We start from the raw sequence: 19216 nt of genomic DNA, 5'->3' as shown, positions 1-19216 counted from the left end.
AGCGTACTTAGCGTGCACCCTCAGGGTTGATAGACGTGCCGTCAACGGTGATGGTTTTAAACACGAGCACACCATCTACGATGTCTGGGTTGCCCAGGACAACCTGCACATCTTCGATTTCGCGGTTCGGATTGACCGTGGTGCGGGTAGCGGTGCCCTGCGCGAGCTGCTCAGACCAGGTATCCCACACGATGTCCTGGAGGAAATCGTTCTGGTCGCTGCAGTTGAGAGTCAGCGAAGCTGGACGCTCAAGGCCGACGCTGCCGCAGTTATTGACCAGTGGGGTCTTGTCCGAAGCACCCATAGCGGTGACAGTCTCGGTGACTGCAGCCTCAGAGGTAGCGCCTGCTGCATCGGTTACGTTCGTCGGGGTTGCCTTCGCGCGCTCACCAGGAAGCGAAGTTGGGTCCTGGCTTTGTGCCGTATCAACCTTCAGGTCCGACGGGTTTTGGTGTGGTGGGTGGCAGGCAGTCAAGCCCACAGCACCGAGTGCGACCACGCTGGTGAGTACTAGCTTGCGGGAAAAGAACTTATTCACAGGAATTCCTTCAATGTCAGCGATCACGGATAACGCCGATGGCGTAGACAGGCTACTTCGCCCGTGGCGTGGAAGCCTTAACAGAATCATACGGTTCTGCGGAGACGATTGTTACCGAAATCTCTCGGCCATTTGGGGCGTTGTAGGTGCGGGTTTCACCCTCGGAAGCACCGACTACGGCTGCGCCGAGCGGAGAGTTCTCCGAGTAGGTCTCCAGGTCCTCGTTGTCCGTCGAAGCCGCGCGGGTACCGATCAGGAACGTTTCCTTATCATTTTCGTCATTGTTGTAGTAGACGTGCACGACGGAACCTACGTGGGCTACACCCTCGACGATGCCGGAGCGCTCCGTGGTGGAGTTAGCCAGCAGTTCGGAAATCTGCTTAATGCGAGCTTCTTCCTGGTCCTGCTGCTCACGCGCGGCGTCGTAGCCAGCGTTTTCCTTGAGGTCGCCTTCTTCACGGCGTTCGTTAATTTCGGCTGCGATGACAGGGCGATTGTCGATGAGCTGCTGAAGCTCAGCTTCAAGCTTGGCCTTCATCTCCGGGGTGATGTACTGCTGCTGAGTTTGCGCCATCAGGTAAAAACCTTCCCTATATATGTCAAACGAGCCCGCCGGTTGGCGGGCAACTTTACCAGGCGGATAATAGCACAGCTGCCGCGCAGGTGGTGCACTGGTGAGGCTTAGCGGGCGTCGTAAAAGGTGCTGGTGGGGTCCATGTAGAACGGCAGATTGTCCGAGCAGCCGTAGACACGTCCTGAGACTGCCGGCTCGCGCACCGGTAGTTCGACGGCGACCCGCTCGAGCTCCTGCCCGCCTGCGGGGAGTACTACTTCTCGACGCCCAACTTCGGCATGCGCGTAGTTGACCGCAGTGACGATGCAGTACGAAGGGGCCTCGACGTCTTTGCGTGATACATCGATCCACATGCGTGTGGTGTTGTCGTCAACAGCTTCGAGCGAGATGAAATCCGCAGTGACGGTGCGGGACTCCTGCTTCTTGAAGTAGTCAAAGACACTGTAAAGCAGCACGACGACGAGGCCGATGGCGATCAGCGCGACGATCCGGCCAGCGGCGTTGCTGCGTTTCGTGGCTGTCGGGGTGGTGCTGGAGCCGTATCGGGATGTTGGGCGACTGGGAGAAGTCACGGTTACCTACCTCGCTGAATGACGCTGGATGACGCTGTAGCTGCAATCCGTTCCAATGGTACTAAGATGGCGCGAAGTTACGGAATCAGGCCCCGAAGAAGTTCTAGGAGGAATAGTGGCCGGCTTGCGCTTGATGGCGATCCACGCACACCCAGACGACGAGTCCTCTAAAGGTGCAGCAACGATGGCAAAATACGCATCGGAGGGGAACCGGGTGCTCGTCGTCACATGTACTGACGGGCGACGAGGCGACATCTTGAACCCTGCGATGGATCGGCCGGGCGTGCTGGAGAACATCCTCGAGGTCCGGGAGCAGGAGATGGCGGAGGCCGCGGCGGCCCTCGGCGTGGAACATCAGTGGATGGGGTACGAAGACTCGGGTCTGCCACAAGGCGACCCGCTGCCCCCGCTGCCGGAAGGCTCGTTCGCGACCCAAGACCCGGAGGCAGTGACGGCGCATCTCGTCGAGTCGATTCGAGAGTTCAGGCCGCATGTCATCATTACCTACGACGAAAACGGTGGCTACCCGCACCCCGACCACTTGATGGTCCACGAAATCTCGATGCTGGCCTGGGACAAGGCGGGAGATCCATCCTTTGCTCCTGAAGCAGGGCAGGCGTGGACGCCATTGAAGCTGTACTACAGCCATGGATTTATCCTGCAGCGGATGCGTCTTCTGCAGGACCGCTTGTACGCGCAGGGAAAGAAGAGCCCGTACGAGCTGATGATTCAGCGGTGGGAAGAAAACAAAGCGGATGTGATGAGTCGCGTGACCACAAGGGTGGAGTGCGCGGAGTACTTCCCCCAGCGTGCAGCAGCGCTGACGGCACATGCGACACAGATTGATCCGGCGGGCGCGTTTTTGGCGAGCCCAGTTGAGGACCAGCAGGAGGTATGGCCGACAGAAGAGTTTGAGTTGGCCAGAACTCGCGTAGCATCAACGTTGCCGGAAGATGATCTCTTCGCCGGTATTGACCCGAAGACCGCGGACGCGCTCGCTGAAGGTTTCGGGCAAGAGCGCTAACATTTTCAGCACAAGGAAGACGAAATACACATGATGACGACAGCACACGCAGCGATTATCAACACCTCTGCTTACTTGGTGGCGCAGGCGCCGAAGGAAAACCCGGTGGGGCCTGACTTTGGCAAGGCTTCGCCATTCGGCCTGTTGCTGTTGGTGATGCTGGCTGTGGTCATTTTGTCTCTGGGGTTTGCGTTCCATCGCCGGTACTCGCGGTTCCGCCGTCGCAGCCTCTTCGCTGAGAAGCACGGAATCGACCCGTTTGACCAGGAGGCGCTGGATAAGGCCATGGCGGAGGCGGGTGTGCTTGATCGCCGGAAGAAGCGTTGGATCTAAGGCATCTAACATACATACCGTTGATTGGTGAGTAAGGTTGGGTCCGTGAGTAGCCTCCAAAAAATTCTGTATCCGCTGTATGAAGCGCGCCTGAAGCGTGAGCTGAAGGGCAAGAAACGCCCGAAGCACATCGCGGTCATGGCGGACGGCAACCGACGGTGGGCCCGTGAGGCTGGGTTCACCGATGTTTCTCATGGCCACCGGGTGGGTGGGGCGAAGATCGGCGAACTTGTGCGGTGGTCGGCGGAAATGGACGTGGACGTCGTTACGATCTACCTGTTATCAACGGAGAATTTGCAACGGACTTCGGAAGAAGTTGAGCTGCTGTTCGACATTATTTCCGAGGTGATCGAGGACCTTGCGACGCAGTCTTACTCCTGCAAGGTTCGGCTCGTAGGGCACCTGGAGCTCTTGCCGGATGAGGTTGCAGAAAGGATGCGCCGATCTGCCGACACCACCACAGGCAAAGCTGGCCTGACCGTCAACATTGCGGTGGGGTACGGCGGCAGGCAAGAAATTGTCGACGCCGTTCGCAGCCTCATTAGCGACGCCGCTGCCAGCGGCTGCAGCGTGGACGAACTGGTCAACGCAGTGACCGTCGAGTCCGTGTCGCAGCACCTGTACACCTCAGGTCAGCCCGATCCAGACTTAGTGATCCGGACGTCGGGGGAGCAGCGCCTCTCCGGCTTCCTACTGTGGCAGGCGGCGTACTCCGAGATCTGGTTTACGGACACGTACTGGCCCGCGTTCCGCAAGATTGACTTCCTTCGCGCGTTGCGCGAGTACTCGCAGCGCTCCCGTCGCTTCGGCAAGTAGGCAGCTACCTGGCGCTACATTTTGCGCATGCGGACCCACTGCACTGAATGGTCGGCGCCTTTGCGTAGCACGAGCGAGGCACGGATACGGGTGGGGGCAATGTTTTCCACTAGGTTCGGCAGGTTGATGGACTGCCAAATATCGCGTGCCTTGTGACGGGCCTGCGCCTCATCGATGTCGGCATAGTGCGCAAAGTGCGCGCCGGGCTCTCGAAACGCGGTGTTGCGAAGCTTCATGAAGCGGTCGATGTACCAGCGTTCAATATCGGTGGTGAGGGCGTCGACATAAATTGAGAAGTCGAAGAGGTCGGACACCATGAGGGTCGGGCCGGTTTGGAGGACGTTGAGCCCTTCGAGAATGATGATGTCCGGCTGGCGGACCTCAATGAACTCGCCTGGGATGATGTCGTAGGCGAAGTGAGAATATATCGGCGCTTTGACCAGTGGTTGACCCGACTTGACCTCGGTGACAAAGCGCATGAGGTCGCGCCGGTTGTAGGATTCCGGGAATCCTTTGCGGTCCATCAGGTTGCGCTCTTTGAGCACTTTGCTGGGATAGAGGAACCCGTCGGTGGTGATGAGGTCCACTCGAGGATGAGAGTCCCAACGCTGTAGCAACACCTGCAGTACACGGGCAGTCGTTGACTTGCCGACGGCCACCGACCCCGCAATCCCGATAATGAATGGCACGTGGCCTGGGTCATCACCGATAAACGTCTCTGTAGCCTTCGTAAGTTTTTGTCTGGCCCGTACCTGGAGGTGAATCAGGCGAGAGATCGGAAGGTAAATGTCTTCAACTTCCTGCATATCGAGGTTCTCGCCGATACCACTGAGCTTGGCTACTTCGTCCTCCGTCAAGACTTGTGGCATTTGCGCACGTCGGTGCCGCCAATCGTCGCGGTGAAAGTCCAAATAAGGGCTCGAATCCGAAGTGCGGGGAGATTTCGCCATGCGTAACATTGTTACATTTGTTGTTTCGTGCCGGGGAACTCAGGTACAGATACTTCTGAAGTTCCTGAATAAAGTGGACTTCTTTCGTAGCGCTGATGCTTATACTGCATAGCAGTGCCAGGCGTAGGTGTGCCTGGGCATGAGCTATAACATGATTGACTGTCTGATCTTGAAAGGACCCGGTGCACGTGTCTGAAGACCTCCGCTACCAGGATCTCGCTACTTTTGACCCCGAAGTTCACGAAGCGATCGTTCAGGAGCTGTCGCGCCAGCGAAACACGCTGGAGATGATTGCCTCCGAGAACTTCGTTCCACGAGCAGTGCTGCAAGCACAGGGTTCGGTGTTTACAAACAAATATGCCGAAGGCTACCCAGGTCGTCGCTACTACGGTGGCTGCGAGCACGCCGACGTCGTTGAAGACCTGGCGCGCGACCGCGCGAAGGAGCTCTTCGGCGCGAAATACGCGAACGTGCAACCACACTCCGGTGCGCAGGCGAATGCGGCTGTGTTGATGGCGCTGTGCGAGCCGGGCGACACCATCTTGGGCCTCAGCCTCGCTCACGGTGGCCACCTGACGCACGGTATGAAGATCAACTTCTCCGGCAAGCTGTACAACGTCGCTGCGTACGAGGTTGAAAAAGACACGTGCACCATCGACATGGAGAAGCTGCGTGAACAGGCGCGCGAGGTCAAGCCGAAGGTGATCATCGCGGGTTGGTCCGCGTACCCTCGCCACGAGGACTTTGCTGAGTTCCGCTCGATCGCAGACGAGGTTGGTGCGTACTTGTGGGTCGATATGGCGCACTTCGCTGGCTTGGTCGCTGCTGGTCTGCACCCGTCGCCGGTGCCTCATGCACACGTTGTGTCCTCCACGGTGCACAAGACCATTGGTGGACCACGCTCCGGCTTCATCCTGACCAACGATCTCGAGCTGCACAAGAAACTCAACTCCGCAGTGTTCCCAGGCCAGCAGGGTGGCCCGCTGGTGCACGTGATCGCTGCGAAGGCTACCGCCTTCAAGCTCGCCGCGACGGAGGCTTTCCGTAACCGCCAGGAGCGCACGCTCGAGGGCGCAAAGATTCTCGCCGAGCGCTTGACCCAGCCAGACGCCAAGGAAGCCGGCATCGACGTCGTCTCCGGCGGCACCGATGTCCACCTTGTGCTAGTGGACCTGCGTAACTCCGCGATGGATGGCCAGCAGGCAGAGGATTTGCTGCATAAGGCTGGCATTACGGTGAACCGCAACGCCGTTCCTTTCGATCCGCGTCCGCCAGCCGTGACGTCGGGGCTGCGTATTGGCACCCCGGCGCTGGCGACCCGCGGCTTCGGCAAGGAAGAGTTCGAGGAAGTTGCGGAAATTATCGCCGAGGCGCTTATCCAGGGTGAGAACGCCGACGTCGACGCCCTGCACGCCCGCGTAGACGCGCTGGCGGAGCGGTTCCCGCTCTACCCGGGCCTCGAAGATTGGAAGATGCTCTAAGAGCTACTGCTGCTGCTCGGCCTGGCGCTGCTCTGAATGAGTGGTGCGGGCCGAGCTCAACCATTCCGGCTGGTTTTTCAACAGCTCGTTGATCTCCTCAGTGGTGAGCGGCTTGTCCATGTCGTTTGCTTTGAGTGCGGTGATTGAGATCCCGAGTTTGCGCGCCACCTCGGGGCGGGGGTGTGGCCCATTGCGGCGCAGTTCCTGCAGCCACTCTGGGGGATTGTTCTGTAATTCGCGCAGTTGCGCGTGCGTCACGGCATTGTCTTGGAACTCCTGCGGCGTCGCTGGCAGGTAGATCCCGAGTTTCTTCGCGGCGGTCGCGGCCTTCATCGCGGTTCCGGATGGCTTCTGTGTAGTCATACACCAAACGGTAGCATTGTGCCATGCTATCGCTTGCTTTCGTCACCGGCACAGAGCCAGGGAAGTGGTTTAAACGCTTCGCACAGTCCACACCGCACTCGCTCGATACGCAAGGTGTCGACGACCCCTTCGCTGATCTCCTGGACGAGACGACTTCTACATCGCTGGCGCTGATGCGCCTGCCCGATGACCGTATTACCGATGAATTTCACGTGGTCCGTCTCTATACCGAGGCTCCCGGCGTTGCCGTGCCCAAGGACTCTTTGTTTGCAGAGCTTGGGGAGCGCGTCGATTACGCGGACCTCGAAGGCGAAATCATCAACTGGGTCTACCAGCCGGAGGCGTCACTTGAAGAGCTTCGTGGTGCTTTGCAGGTCGTTGCGGCAAACGTTGGCGTGGCATTGGCCCCGTTGCCGTTGTTGAAGGTGCTCTCGAAGAAACAGATCGCGTGTTTGGAAGTTTGGCACGCTCCGCTGGTTGAAACTGAGATTGCATTGGTGTGGCGGAAAGCCGACGACGGTGACGAGATCCAGGACTTTGTGGGCGTCGCAAAAGGGCGCACCGCTCGCTCGTCGAGGGGGAGTGAGCCGACTGCTGGGACGAGGCGGCGCAAACAGGTGTCAGACTCCCGTGCTGCGCAGGGCAAACGCTTATATACGAAACGTGGGAAAAAGCGCAAGGGTGCGGCCGGGAAAACACCCCGAACGGGGGTGAAACGGAGGCGGCGAAAGTGAAATTTGCATAATGGAAACCAGACAAATTCAACAACGAAAGGAAATTTTGATGAATTACAAGAAGGCTTTTACTTCCGCCGTTGCTGCTACCGCTCTGGCCGCAGGCTTGGTTGCTTGCTCTGACGGAGAGGGCGCCGATAGCACTGCTACCACCGCTGCGGATGGTGCTTCCGGCACCGCAACGGTGACCAACATCGAGACAGCTACAGAGGCAGCCGAGACGGAGACTGCTGCTGAGACCGCCACCGACGCTAATGGTGCAGAGGGCTCTACGGAGTCTGTCTCCTTGACTACCGCAGACGGTGAAGAGGTCAAGGTTCCAACCGGTCTGGTCCAGGCAATCGGCCAGTACGCTGACTCGGAGTGGGGCGAGCCGATGAAGGTTACGGAGCACGATGGCAGCTGGATCGTTGACTTTGACAATGACCACCACGTCGCCTGGAATGAAAACACCGGTGGCGCTCCGATCTGGGGCCAAATTGCTAACGTGTGGCTGACGAATGAAGGCGTTATGGACAAGGTTGGCTTCCCAACCGCAGCCGAGACCCCACTTCCAAATGAATCTGGCTGGTTCCAGGAGTTCGAGCACGGCACCATCGAGTGGACTCGTGAAAACAACGACACCGGCGCGTTCGCTGCAAACATCATCGAGAAGTAATTTGTAGCTCTACAACGGCTTTTGTCCCCGTTGGTTGCACGATGTGTGACCAATGGGGACAATGTTTTTTATGACCAAAAAAGGGTTTACCATTCGACCAATCCGGCCAGAAGACTACCCGCAGGTGCGTAGCATCTACGAGATGGGTCTGAGTACCGGAAACGCAACTTACGAGACGCGCGGCTTGACATGGGAGCAGTTTTCCAGGGCGAAGATCATGGAAACGGTGTTTGTTGCCGTTGATGAACACGATGACTCGCGTGTGCTCGGATGGGTAGCTGCGGCGAAGGCGTCGTCGAGAAGCGTGTTCCATGGAGTAGTTGAAGACTCCATCTACGTGCATCCGGATGCGCGCGGCATGGGGGTATCCGGTGCGCTGCTAGACAAGCTCATCGCGACGTGCATCGAACTTGATAAGTGGTCGATTCACTCGTGGATCTTCCCGGAAAACGAAGGATCGGCAGGGCTGCACAAGTCGCGCGGGTTTGAGAAAGTTGGCACCTTCCATCACATGGCGAAAATGTCCTACGGTGAGCGGGAAGGCCAGTGGCGTGACTCGGACATCTACGAGCTGCTGTTGCCGAAGCCGGGAGAAAAGAAACCAGGCAAAAGCCAGGTCTAGTCACGCCTCATCGTTCCTAGTCCAGCGTCTCTTTCAGCGGGTCCTCCCGGACCGGGAAGAGCAGCACCAACGCAACGGCGGCCAATGGGACCATCAGTAAGAACACTGGGGTCAGGCCGTCGTTGTAACTATTAAGGACGGCGTCGCGCAGTACGTCAGGCAGTTGTGCAACCGCGTGCGGGGTGAGGGAGTTGTGCCCACCGGCGCTCGAGAATTGCTCGGCGTAAGGGGCTGCCTCGCTAGGGGCCATCGAGGCCAATGCTTTTGGCAGGCGTTCCGCGAGCTCCTCCGTCATATTGTGAATGAACAGCGAACCAATAAGCGACGCACCGATCGCGGAGCCGATCTGTCGGAAGAAGTTGTTCGTCGCTGTTGCAGTACCGACCATTGCTAGTGGGAACGAGTTCTGGACAATAAGTACCAGTACCTGCATGACTAAGCCGAGTCCGAACCCAAAAATGAACATGTAGATACCCAGCGTGGTCAGCGGTGTGGACACTTCGAGCTGCGAGAAGAGGAAGAGTCCGACCGAAACGATGGCCATACCGATGATCGGGTAGACCTTGTAGCGGCCCGTTTTCGCGATAATGAACCCCACGGTAGTGCCAGTGCCCAAGATGCCGATGACCATTGGCAGCATCATCAGCCCCGCGTTCGTTGGCGTGAGTTCGTGCACCATCTGCAGGTAGGTAGGCAGGTAAGCAAGCGCACCGGTCATAGCCAGTCCCAGCACGGTTCCGGAGGCCGTCGTCAAGACCATGTTGCGATTGCGGAACAAGTGCATGGGGATGAGCGGGTTCGGTACGCGCAGCTCAACGAAGACGAACAGCGCTGCAGCGACAACCGCAAGCGAGGAAATACCCAAAATGATAGGCGAGGACCACTCATACTGAGTGCCACCCCACGTTGTGGTCAAAATAAGAGAAGTCGTGGCAACCGCCATGAGCACGGTGCCCAGCCAGTCGATGCTCTGTGCTGACCGCGAACCCTTGCGTAGGTGGAGCACGATTGTGCAGACCGTCATCGCGAGAAGCCCCAGCGGGATGTTCATCCAAAGGCCCCAACGCCAGCCGGGTCCATCCGTAAACCATCCGCCCAGCACGGGGCCAAGCACGGAAGAAACACCAAATACTGCCCCCATCACACCCATGTACTTGCCGCGGCTACGGGCTGGAACCACCTCCGCGATGATTGCCTGGGAGTTGACCATCATGCCGCCAGCGCCAAAGCCCTGGACGGCGCGCCCGATAATGAGCAGCTGCATCGACTGTGCAAGCCCACCTAAGGTGGAACCAATGACGAACAGGCCAATCGAGCCAATATAAGGCCACTTGCGTCCGACCCTGTCACCGAGCTTGCCATTAATTGGCATCGCGATTGTCATCGTGACCAGGAACGACGAAATCACCCAGCTCATGTGATCTACGCCACCAAGCTCACCGACAATCGTCGGCAGGGCAGTGGAGAAAATCATCTGGCCCAATGAGCTCATCAGCATCGTGATGAGTAGCGCTCCAAAGATCAGGCCAACGTGTGGCTTAGTGTTGTTTACCACTGCAACTCCTTTGCATACTTCGTGACGACGGCAGCTACGCTACGAGCCTGCTCCTTCGGCGAACCCTCCTCTTGGAAATGAAGGCTTCGCGCATAAAGCACAAGCGTTGTCCGAAAAAGTTCCACAACGATTCGGGCTTCTGCCTCTATGGCGACATCTAGACGGCGGTCTTCGGGGTGGCTCGCAAAATGCTCACGCACAGCCTGCTCGAGGTGTCGTAGCGTATCGCGTTTGCGGGCCAGCATCGCGTTTGCCAACGATGGGTTGTCCTGCATGAGCCGCTGGATTCGGCAGGCATCCTCGGCTCGATCTTCGGCACCTGATTCTTCCATTGCATCGATTACCAGGGACAACATGTTCGTGGACGACTCATCAGCAATGCGTGCAAAGCTCTCGCTGGTGAACTCGAGAGGGAAGGGACCAAGCACAGCGTCATCTTTTGAGTCCATGTAGTTGAAGAACGTCCGCCGTGAAATGCCTGCACCTTGGCAGATCTCCTCGACTGTGACATTGTCATAGCCGTCGCGTGCCACAAGCGATGCAGCTGTATCGAAGATTCGCTGCCGTGTTTCGCGGCGCTTACGCTGCCGGAGACCTTCTGACTGATCGGGAAAATTCACGGAGTGCAATCTTACACTCCGTGCAAAAATATCAAAGAAACCTATTCAACCAGGAGCGATAGTGAGCCTTCTACGTTTGGAGAGTTATCACCACGGCGCTCGAAAAACTGTGCCTCAACGATTCCCGGCTCCGGGCTGGAGAAGTTCCACAAACCATCATCAGTAGTTGGAGGGCACTGTTTCGTTAGAGCGGAAGCACTGCCATCATGCGCGATAAGCGCCACGCATCCGCTCAGAGGATAGCTGACCATCCCTTGCCCTTCATGGAGGGAGAACACCGCCGGCCACGCCGCTACGGCAGCATCAGGGCTGTGCGATTGGAGGGTGCCTTGGAATGTTCCGGAGGGGGCGTCGTCACGCACTTGCGGAGCTTCAGGAAACGCAGTCACCGTCACAACTGCAGGCACCCCGTTAGGCTCCGGCTTTGGCTGAGCGGACCAGTACGCTGCGGCGAGCGCTATCCCGATGAGCGAGACCACCAGAGCTAAGACACCGCCAATAACCCATGGCTTATTTGAGCCCCCAGCTGTACGAAGCTGCGAAAAAGAATCAGACATAAAAATCATCCCTGGTCGTGCTCATGAACATGGGCAGTAGCAGGGATGATTGTAGCGAAGACTAGTTGCGTTCGGTATGAGCCATCGACAGGACGTTCAAACGCTTGTCGAGCTCCTCCTCAGTCAACGTATCGCCGTCCACGAAGCCGAGGTCAATCACAGCCTGGCGGATCGTGATGCCCTCCTTCACCGCATGCTTTGCCACCTTCGCAGCGTTCTCGTAGCCGATTGCACTGTTCAGAGGGGTGACGATTGACGGTGAAGACTCCGCGAGCTGCTTCATGCGGGCCTCGTTCGCCTCGATACCGTCAACCAAGCGGGTAGCGAACTGTCGAGAGACGTTCGCCAGCAGGCGAGCGGACTCCAGCACGTTGCGCGCCATCATCGGGATGAACACGTTGAGCTCGAACTGGCCTTGCGAGCCGCCGAATGCCACCGCGGCATCGTTGCCGATCACCTGGGCAGAGACCTGGGTTGCCGCCTCGCACAGGACTGGGTTGACCTTGCCAGGCATGATCGACGAGCCTGGCTGCAGATCTGGGAGGTGAATCTCCGCGAATCCGGCGAGTGGGCCCGAACCCATCAGCCGGATGTCATTTGCAATCTTGTACAACGAGACTGCAACAGTGCGCATCGCACCGGAGAATTCCACCAGAGCGTCGCGTGCGGCCTGGGCCTCGAAGTGGTTCTTTGCCTCCGACAGCTGTGTCAGCCCAGTGATCTTCACCAGTTCTGCGGTGACCTTTGCGCCAAAGTCTGCTGGGGTGTTGATGCCGGTACCGACCGCGGTGCCGCCAATGGCGAGCTCGCCGAGGCGGCCAACAGTCGCCTCAACGCGCTCGATGCCGAGCTCGATCTGACGAGCGTAGCCGGAGAACTCCTGACCAAGCGTCAGCGGGGTCGCGTCCATCAGGTGAGTGCGGCCCGACTTCACTACCTCGTGCCATTGCTCAGCCTTCGCAGCCAGTGACTTCTGCAGCACCTGCAGGGCCGGGACCAGCACTTCGACGGCAGCTTCGGTGGCAGCAATGTGCGTTGCAGTTGGGAAGGTGTCGTTCGAGGACTGTCCCATGTTGACGTGGTCGTTCGGGTGGACTTCCACGCCGTTTGCGTGCGCGATCGAAGCAATGACCTCATTAGTGTTCATGTTCGAGGAAGTGCCAGAACCCGTCTGGAAGACGTCAATTGGGAACTGGTCGTTGTGCTTGCCGTCTGCGATTTCCTTCGCCGCAGCGATGATCGCGTCAGCCTTTTCCGCATCGAGCTTGCCCGAATCCTTGTTGACCTGCGCACACGCGGCCTTGAGGAGCCCAAGGGCGCGGATCTGCTGGTTCTCGAGGCCCCGGCCAGAGATCGGGAAGTTCTCTACAGCACGTTGAGTTTGAGCACGCCACAGTGCATCAACAGGTACTTTGACCTCACCCATGGTGTCGTGCTCGATACGGTACTGCTTATCGGCCATTCAATCTTTCCTTTACTTGATACTTACAGAAAATCGACGCTTTGAATTACTTGATCGGGCCGGAGTAATCGATCACCGAGTACTCCTGAAGCTTCGGCAGCTGGTGGAGGGACTCCACGTAGCGGACGGTGCCAGACTTCGAGCGCATTACCAACGAACGGGTGGTAGCGCCATTCTTACGGTAGGAGACGCCGCGCAGCATGTCGCCGTTGGTGACACCGGTAGCCGCGAAGTAGCAGTTATCGGAGGCCACCAAGTCGTCGAGGCCAAGCACACGGTCGAGATCGTGGCCCGCTGCCAGCACGCGTTCGCGCTCTTCATCGGACTGCGGTGCGAGCTGGCCCTGGATCTCACCACCAAGGCACTTCAATGCACACGCCGTGATAACCCCCTCCGGTGTGCCACCGATGCCCATCGCCATGTCAATGGAGTTGGTGTTCTGGGCAGCAGCGATGGCACCAGCAACGTCTCCGTCCATAATGAAACGTACCTTGGCACCAGCCTTGCGAATCTCCTCAACCAGCTTGTTGTGACGTGGGCGGTCGAGTACCACCACAGTCACGTTACCAACGCCGACTCCCTTGGCTTCTGCCACTGCCTTAATGTTGAACTCGACGGACTTCGTAATATCGATGACCCCGACAGCCTCAGGGCCGACTGCAATCTTGTTCATGTAGAACGCGTCCTGCGGGTTGAACATGGAGCCACGGTCGGCAGCCGCGATAACCGAAATAGCATTCGGGCGACCTTCCGCCATCAGGCGCGTGCCGTCGACTGGGTCAACCGCCAGATCAACCTGTGCGCCAAAACCGTTGCCGACACTTTCGCCGTTAAACAACATCGGCGCCTCGTCCTTTTCGCCCTCGCCAATGACGATGACGCCGTCCATCGTGACGGAGTTGATCATCTTGCGCATAGCGTCGACTGCGGCGCCGTCACCTTCATTTTTCATCCCGCGACCTACCCAGCGGCCAGAGGCAAGCGCAGCAGCCTCGGTAACGCGCACGAGCTCCATTGCAAGGTTACGATCAGGGAAGTTTTCAGAAGTTTGTTCAGACATGAAACAGTGCCCTCCTGCGGCAAACTAGTTTTAGTTGTGACAACATCGACATCATGCCGCGTTGCAAAGCCATACCACTGCGGTCTGGCACACCTCTATCATGGCACTTTTGCCAGACATGAACCGTCGTTTCTACACCTAAAATAGGGCAATGCTGCGAATAGTGGTGTCTGAACTGGGGACTTCCTGCGTAAAAAGCCAACGCGCGGGGGTAAAAGACAAATTCGGGGGTATCAGGAATCCATGTCATACTGGAGCGCGTGGCTCAAGAAAACAAACCTCGCATTTTCCAAGACGGCAGAGACATGCTCATCAACGTCATCTTGATCGTGGTCGTCATGATCATTGCCGTTGGTGCGACCGGGCTGTGCACGTTCAATCCCGGTAAGCCCGAAAATGGGCCTGTGCAAGAAGTCGATGCGAAGACGTTCCTTGGCCTTGAGGCTCGCGGAGTCGATTTTCCGGTGCGCTACCCGGAAATGCCAACAGGGTGGGTGACGAACTCCGCGCGGCGAAGCATGATCGCGCAGCAGCCAGCTCCAGTCGTAGGGTGGGTCACGCCCGATGGTGGCTTCATCCAGCTGACGCAAACGGGTGCGGACAGCAAAACGGTCCAGTCCGAGGTTGACGGAAAGCAGCGCACGCTTGACCGCCAGGACACGATCGATGGCCACAGCATTGAGATATTCAAGGGTACCGAGGCGAAAACTCGCCCACTGTGGGTTATCGATGCCGGCGACGCACGATTCGCCGTCACAGGTGCCGGAACAGACGCCGAGTTTGAGGAACTGATACGTACTGCGCTCGCGACCGAGCCGCTGTCAGCGCAGTAGACGCCGTGGCAGCAGGCTATTCCGACTGTGATGTTTGCTCAGCCGCGTCGCGCTGCTGAATAGCGGCCTCGACACGTTTTGATGCTCCCTCGAGTAGCTGCTCGCAGCGCTTCGCGAGCCCCTCGCCGTACTCCCAATACTTCAGTGATTCGTCAAGGCTCATTTGCCCGAGCTCGAGGACCCTCACTGTTTCTACGAGTTGCTGCCTAGCTTGCTCGAACGAAAGCGTTGCGGGGTCGGGGAATGCGGCGTCGGTGGGTTGGCCATTGCCATACGTGTTTTCGGACATGGATTGTCTCCTTGATGCTAGATGCTAGTGAAATTGCTGTGTGGATTTAATCGGCGGGGGTGGTCCCCATTGCTGCTGCGGTGATGGAACCGTCCGCGACGCGGATGCGCAGCTGCGATCCGGGTGGTGATTGTTCGATGCTGGTGACAACCTCAGGATCGGAATGGTCGCGGGGGAGGACTTGTACTACGGAATATCCGCGCGCGAGAGTTGCTGCTGGCCCTAACGCCGAAACTTGTGAGCGGAGCGCAGCGACCTGCTGCGTTTCTCGTGCCAACAGGTGGCTGATCTCTCGTCGCATCGAAGCAACCTGCTGTGAGACCTCTTCGCTTCGACGCTCAATTGCCAGTAACGGGTTCTGCATCACCGGACGCGAGCGCCAGTACTGGATCTCTTCCGATTTGGTGGAAACCCAGGTACGCAGCGCCTGCGCGCTGCGTACGCGCGCCTCAGACAGAAATGCAAGCTCCTGGGTGGCATCGATGACGACGCGTTTAGCGGCGTCGGTTGGAGTGGCCGCGCGTAAGTCAGCGACGTTGTCGAGCACCGGGCTATCCGGCTCGTGGCCAATGGCAGATACCACCGGCGTCCCCGCCGCAGCTACGGCGCGTTGCAGTGCCTCCTCAGAAAACGGCAGGAGATCCTCGACCGAGCCACCGCCGCGGGCAATGATGATGACCTCAACATTGGGGGCCGCGTCAAGCGTCTGCAGGGCCTGAATGACCTCAGGCACCGCGTTCGGTCCCTGTACCGCGGTGTTGATCACGCGGAATTGGACCGCGGGCCAACGGCTCTGCGCCACGGAAAGCACGTCGCGCTCGGCGGCTGAGCCGCGACCAGTAATGAGGCCAATCGTGTTCGGGAGCAGGGGAATCGGCCGTTTGCGGGCGCGGTCAAAGAGACCCTCACTTGCAAGCTGTTTCCGAAGCTGCTCAATCTTCGCGAGCAATTCACCGATACCGACGTGGCGAATCTGCGTCGTCCACATCGAAAAGGAGCCGCGGCCCTCGTAGAAGGCCGGCTTGCCGTAGATGACGACGCGGTCACCGTCCTTTGGTGGCGTCGGCAAGCTCCTTAAGTAGTCCGAGGAAACCGTAAGCTGCACGCTCGTTTCCTGCTGTGTATCGCGGAGCGTGAGATAGGAGAATTTCCAGCTCGGCTTGTAGTTCACCTGCGTGAGCTGGCCTTCGACCCACAAGTGGCCCAGACGGTTAATCCACCCCTTGACCGACTTATTCAACTTTGCCACTGGCCATGGCTGCTCAGGGCTACTTGGTGAGGCTGAACGCTCACCTTGTGCTTGTGTCAACACCGCTCCTTTCCCAGCGTGTCGATGGAATACGCTGTCATTGTTTCATAGATAGATCACCACAAGAATGTGTACCTACTGTTTTAGACGTTGATTCGGTAGGGTCGGTTCCATGACAAATCAGGGTAAAAAAGTTCTTCTGGCAGCACCTCGCGGTTACTGCGCAGGTGTGGATCGTGCAGTTGTCACTGTAGAAAAGGCGCTGGAAAAATACGGAGCCCCAATTTATGTGCGAAAAGAGATCGTCCACAACAAGTACGTAGTGGAAACACTAGAGAAGCGCGGCGTCATATTCGTTGACGAAACCGACGAGGTCCCCGAAGGCTCGCACCTTGTTTTTTCCGCGCACGGAGTTTCCCCCGCGGTCCGCGAAGCAGCGGACGGGCGCAACTTGCTGGCGCTCGACGCCTCGTGCCCGCTCGTGACCAAGGTGCACAACGAGGTGAAGCGGTTTGCCAAGCACGGATACCAGATCTTGCTTGTCGGCCACGAGGGCCACGAGGAAGTCGAAGGTACCGCAGGTGAGGCCCCGGAGGTCACCCACCTCGTTGACGGGGTCGAGGGTGTCGACGCCCTTCCCGACTTCCCAGAGGGGACGAAGCTAGTGTGGCTATCCCAGACCACCCTGTCTGTTGATGAAACGATGCTGATCGTTGAAAAGCTGCGCGAGCGCTACCCAGATCTAGAAAACCCGCCTAGCGACGACATCTGCTACGCAACGCAAAACCGTCAGGTAGCAGTGAAGAAGATCGCACCGCAGACGGAACTCGTTATTGTGGTCGGCTCGCAAAATTCTTCCAATTCGAAGCGCCTGGTGGAAGTAGCGCTCGACGCTGGTGCCAACAACGCATACCTCATCGACTACGCCCACCAAGTACAAGACGAATGGTTCGAGGGCGTCAACACCGTTGGCGTAACATCGGGAGCTTCGGTGCCGGAAATTCTGGTTCAGGAGCTGCTCGCGGAGCTGGCGAAGCGCGGTTACACCGATGTAGAGGAAGTCACCACTACGGTAGAGACGATCACGTTCGCGCTGCCGCGGGATCTGCGTCAGCCGCGCCGTAGCAGCTAGTGCTCGTCTAGCCTTCGCCTAGCGATCTTCGTTTTTGTACAGGTCCTCGCCAAGGCGAGAGGCAACTCGCCGGGCCCGCTCCCCACGGGGGCGGGCCTGACTGCGTTCTGCCTTCGTTCGCTTCAACAGCTCATCGACCGTGATGCCACCCTGGCTGCGCTCACGGGCCCGACGGCCCTCGCTATTGGTCCTGCGGTTCGACTGGCTCATGCGGCGGCGCTGCGCTCGCTCCCGGCGCAGGACTTCATCGTTATGGCGTTGGATCAGCCAGTAGCGCACGATGGCGATCACCAGGGCACCAGCAGTCACCGTGAAGAGAATAGGGAAGTGCTCGATTACTGGGTAGAGCACCATAAGGATAGCGGTTTTCCCGCCTGCACCAGCTGCCCCAAGCTGATTGCGTGCTGAAATCAGTCCAAATCCAAGCAGCGCAATGACGAACAAAAGCGGGGTAGCCGCGACGGTAAGGAACAAACCCCGCGGGTCTACCAGCGTTGTCACGGCGATGACCGCGACGCTGAACAGTACGAGCAGAGGCCATCCGATGTATCCCGCCGACGTTGCGATGACGACGCCGGTCAGCAGCGCAGCAAAGATAATGCCGATGCTGGAAACGGTAGGCAAACCGTGGAAGGTGGCGGTACCAGGGCGCGGGGATCGGAGAGAGTTTTGAGACACGCTGGGCATTCTACCCGGCCTACCCCCGAGTCTTGCCAGTTTGACCCGCTCCAGGGGCTAACAATTCGACGAATCTGAGTCGCGGAGTCTCGGTCGCGCATCGATAGGGTGAAACTCCGGCGCACTCGACGAGTGCCCAGCTGCACCTAGTTCCTCGAGCTTACGAGCGGTGACCATCACCCGACTGTCGAGCGACGCCAGTGTTGCGTTGTACGACTCGACCGCCTTCTCAAGACTGCTCCCGACGCGGTTGTAGTGCTCTGTCAGCGTGCCGAGACGCCGGTACAGCTCTTCGCCAAGACGCTGGATGGTCTGCGCCTCCCGATTCATGGGATCTTGCCTCCACCCAAGTTCAACCGTGCGCAGCAGTGCGAACAGCGTCGTGGGGGTCGCGATGACGACGTTGCGGGCAAAAGCGTAGTCGAGCAGCTCCGGGTCGATAGCGAGACCGGCGTCCAAGAATGGGTCTGCTGGGACAAACATCACGACGAATTCCGGGCTGGGCTGAAATGCCTTTATGTATGACTTTGAGGACAGCGTATCGACGTGGCTTCGCAGCAGGTGCGCGTGTCTATGCAGGTAGCCTTGCTTTTCTTCCGGGTCTTCCGTGTTGAGCGCATCGAGGTATGAAGAAAACGGAACCTTGGCGTCGACGATGATGTTTCGATCCTGGGTGAGCCGGATAACCATGTCCGGGCGTAGCGAGGCGCCGTCGAAACGCATGTACGCCTGAGCGTCAAAGTCGACGTGCTCTACCATCCCACCCAGCTCTACCACGCGCTGCAGCTGCACTTCGCCCCATCTGCCTCGGACCTGCGGTGAGCGCAGTGCAGTGATGAGCTGATCAGTCCGGTCCCCGAGCCTGGATGAGGTGCGCGCAATTGCTTGTACTTGGCCTGCCAAGGCAGACTGCGCTACTGCTTGCTCTTTATCGATGTCTTCGAGACGAACCTGTAGGTCACGAAGTGCCTGTGCCAGCGGGCGTAGATCAGTAGGCGGGTGCTGTTGGGGGTTGGTACGCTGCATCCAAAACGCGCCGCCAAAAAAGCCCAGGATGGCCCCAACGAGGAGGCCCGTAAAGATCAATAGCAGTGCGGTCGATGCGTCCATGTGCAT

At 58.5% G+C, this 19216-nt stretch carries 23 protein-coding genes; 9 read left to right on the top strand and 14 right to left on the bottom strand.

The window, feature by feature from the left end; translation table 11 throughout:
* Nucleotides 1-7: 7 nt before the first annotated feature.
* The 3 genes from ACXIUA_RS00760 to ACXIUA_RS00750 all read right to left on the bottom strand — a co-directional run bounded on the left by ACXIUA_RS00760 (nt 8) and on the right by ACXIUA_RS00750 (nt 1684).
* Nucleotides 8-538 (bottom strand): hypothetical protein, encoded by a 531-nt coding sequence (locus ACXIUA_RS00760; protein ID WP_070362765.1) that lies wholly within the window; start codon nt 536-538, stop codon nt 8-10.
* 52 nt (nt 539-590) lie between these two features.
* Nucleotides 591-1112 (bottom strand): transcription elongation factor GreA, encoded by a 522-nt coding sequence (gene greA, locus ACXIUA_RS00755; protein WP_070362764.1) that lies wholly within the window; start codon nt 1110-1112, stop codon nt 591-593.
* 107 nt (nt 1113-1219) lie between these two features.
* A complete protein-coding gene (locus ACXIUA_RS00750; RefSeq protein ID WP_070362763.1) occupies nt 1220-1684 on the bottom strand; it encodes a DUF4307 domain-containing protein in 465 nt (154 codons plus the stop codon).
* A gap of 115 nt (nt 1685-1799) precedes the next feature.
* Between ACXIUA_RS00750 and mca the strand changes: the two genes are divergently transcribed.
* Genes mca through ACXIUA_RS00735 form a run of 3 tightly spaced genes read left to right on the top strand, consistent with a single transcriptional unit; the run spans nt 1800 to nt 3857 of the window.
* Nucleotides 1800-2708 (top strand): mycothiol conjugate amidase Mca, encoded by a 909-nt coding sequence (gene mca, locus ACXIUA_RS00745; protein ID WP_070362762.1) that lies wholly within the window; start codon nt 1800-1802, stop codon nt 2706-2708.
* Between the two features lie 30 nt (nt 2709-2738).
* Nucleotides 2739-3041: a hypothetical protein gene (locus ACXIUA_RS00740; protein ID WP_141742271.1), complete on the top strand. Its 303-nt coding sequence runs from the start codon at nt 2739-2741 to the stop codon at nt 3039-3041.
* A 45-nt stretch (nt 3042-3086) separates the two neighbouring features.
* Nucleotides 3087-3857, top strand: coding sequence for an isoprenyl transferase (locus ACXIUA_RS00735; RefSeq protein WP_070363549.1), 771 nt, complete (start codon nt 3087-3089; stop codon nt 3855-3857).
* 14 nt (nt 3858-3871) lie between these two features.
* Here the strand turns inward: ACXIUA_RS00735 and coaA are convergent, their stop codons facing one another.
* Nucleotides 3872-4807: a type I pantothenate kinase gene (coaA, locus tag ACXIUA_RS00730; protein ID WP_070362761.1), complete on the bottom strand. Its 936-nt coding sequence runs from the start codon at nt 4805-4807 to the stop codon at nt 3872-3874.
* A 188-nt stretch (nt 4808-4995) separates the two neighbouring features.
* Here coaA and glyA point away from each other — a divergent pair, with 188 nt between their 5' ends.
* Nucleotides 4996-6288 carry a serine hydroxymethyltransferase gene (gene glyA / locus ACXIUA_RS00725; RefSeq protein ID WP_070976188.1) on the top strand — a complete coding sequence of 431 codons (1293 nt, stop codon included), beginning with the start codon at nt 4996-4998 and terminating at the stop codon, nt 6286-6288.
* 3 nt (nt 6289-6291) lie between these two features.
* Here the strand turns inward: glyA and ACXIUA_RS00720 are convergent, their stop codons facing one another.
* Nucleotides 6292-6651: a DUF5997 family protein gene (locus ACXIUA_RS00720; protein WP_070362760.1), complete on the bottom strand. Its 360-nt coding sequence runs from the start codon at nt 6649-6651 to the stop codon at nt 6292-6294.
* A 23-nt stretch (nt 6652-6674) separates the two neighbouring features.
* Here ACXIUA_RS00720 and ACXIUA_RS00715 point away from each other — a divergent pair, with 23 nt between their 5' ends.
* The 3 genes from ACXIUA_RS00715 (at nt 6675) to ACXIUA_RS00705 (ending at nt 8665) form a co-directional block, all read left to right on the top strand.
* Nucleotides 6675-7385, top strand: coding sequence for a LysR family transcriptional regulator substrate-binding protein (locus tag ACXIUA_RS00715; protein ID WP_070362759.1), 711 nt, complete (start codon nt 6675-6677; stop codon nt 7383-7385).
* A 49-nt stretch (nt 7386-7434) separates the two neighbouring features.
* A complete protein-coding gene (locus ACXIUA_RS00710) occupies nt 7435-8043 on the top strand; it encodes an LGFP repeat-containing protein (protein WP_457975901.1) in 609 nt (202 codons plus the stop codon).
* A 70-nt stretch (nt 8044-8113) separates the two neighbouring features.
* Nucleotides 8114-8665 carry a GNAT family N-acetyltransferase gene (locus ACXIUA_RS00705; protein ID WP_070479325.1) on the top strand — a complete coding sequence of 184 codons (552 nt, stop codon included), beginning with the start codon at nt 8114-8116 and terminating at the stop codon, nt 8663-8665.
* Between the two features lie 16 nt (nt 8666-8681).
* Here the strand turns inward: ACXIUA_RS00705 and ACXIUA_RS00700 are convergent, their stop codons facing one another.
* From ACXIUA_RS00700 to glpX, 5 genes are all read right to left on the bottom strand, one after another.
* Entirely contained in the window at nt 8682-10220 is a 1539-nt protein-coding gene (locus tag ACXIUA_RS00700; protein WP_070362756.1) for an MDR family MFS transporter, read from the bottom strand.
* Nucleotides 10214-10840, bottom strand: a complete 627-nt coding sequence (locus ACXIUA_RS00695) for a TetR/AcrR family transcriptional regulator (protein ID WP_177224280.1) — start codon at nt 10838-10840, stop codon at nt 10214-10216. Before ACXIUA_RS00695 ends, ACXIUA_RS00700 begins: the two co-directional genes overlap by 7 nt.
* A gap of 41 nt (nt 10841-10881) precedes the next feature.
* On the bottom strand, nt 10882-11397 hold the full coding sequence (locus ACXIUA_RS00690) for a hypothetical protein (protein ID WP_457975900.1): 516 nt from the start codon (nt 11395-11397) through the stop codon (nt 10882-10884).
* Between the two features lie 61 nt (nt 11398-11458).
* Complete coding sequence (locus ACXIUA_RS00685; RefSeq protein ID WP_256021232.1) at nt 11459-12859, bottom strand: class II fumarate hydratase; 1401 nt, start codon at nt 12857-12859, stop codon at nt 11459-11461.
* A gap of 46 nt (nt 12860-12905) precedes the next feature.
* Nucleotides 12906-13919 carry a class II fructose-bisphosphatase gene (glpX, locus tag ACXIUA_RS00680; protein WP_070479332.1) on the bottom strand — a complete coding sequence of 338 codons (1014 nt, stop codon included), beginning with the start codon at nt 13917-13919 and terminating at the stop codon, nt 12906-12908.
* Between the two features lie 260 nt (nt 13920-14179).
* On the opposite strand from glpX, the gene ACXIUA_RS00675 reads away from it, so the two are divergent.
* Nucleotides 14180-14752 (top strand): DUF4245 domain-containing protein, encoded by a 573-nt coding sequence (locus ACXIUA_RS00675; RefSeq protein ID WP_070479333.1) that lies wholly within the window; start codon nt 14180-14182, stop codon nt 14750-14752.
* A gap of 16 nt (nt 14753-14768) precedes the next feature.
* On the opposite strand, the gene ACXIUA_RS00670 is transcribed toward ACXIUA_RS00675, so the two are convergent.
* Complete coding sequence (locus tag ACXIUA_RS00670) at nt 14769-15041, bottom strand: exodeoxyribonuclease VII small subunit (protein WP_256006405.1); 273 nt, start codon at nt 15039-15041, stop codon at nt 14769-14771.
* A gap of 46 nt (nt 15042-15087) precedes the next feature.
* Nucleotides 15088-16350 (bottom strand): exodeoxyribonuclease VII large subunit, encoded by a 1263-nt coding sequence (gene xseA, locus ACXIUA_RS00665; RefSeq protein WP_284805172.1) that lies wholly within the window; start codon nt 16348-16350, stop codon nt 15088-15090.
* A 112-nt stretch (nt 16351-16462) separates the two neighbouring features.
* On the opposite strand from xseA, the gene ACXIUA_RS00660 reads away from it, so the two are divergent.
* Nucleotides 16463-17422, top strand: a complete 960-nt coding sequence (locus ACXIUA_RS00660; RefSeq protein ID WP_252931094.1) for a 4-hydroxy-3-methylbut-2-enyl diphosphate reductase — start codon at nt 16463-16465, stop codon at nt 17420-17422.
* Between the two features lie 18 nt (nt 17423-17440).
* On the opposite strand, the gene ACXIUA_RS00655 is transcribed toward ACXIUA_RS00660, so the two are convergent.
* A complete protein-coding gene (locus tag ACXIUA_RS00655) occupies nt 17441-18100 on the bottom strand; it encodes a DUF6542 domain-containing protein (RefSeq protein ID WP_252931093.1) in 660 nt (219 codons plus the stop codon).
* 57 nt (nt 18101-18157) lie between these two features.
* The gene (locus ACXIUA_RS00650; RefSeq protein ID WP_457975899.1) at nt 18158-19216 is read right to left on the bottom strand and encodes a DNA recombination protein RmuC; all 1059 of its coding nucleotides are present in this window, start codon (nt 19214-19216) and stop codon (nt 18158-18160) included.

The sequence above is a fragment of the Corynebacterium sp. UMB8791 genome (genome assembly GCF_054166365.1).
The sequence above is the reverse complement of the archived record's forward strand: the minus strand, read 5'-3'. Positions and strand labels throughout refer to the sequence as shown.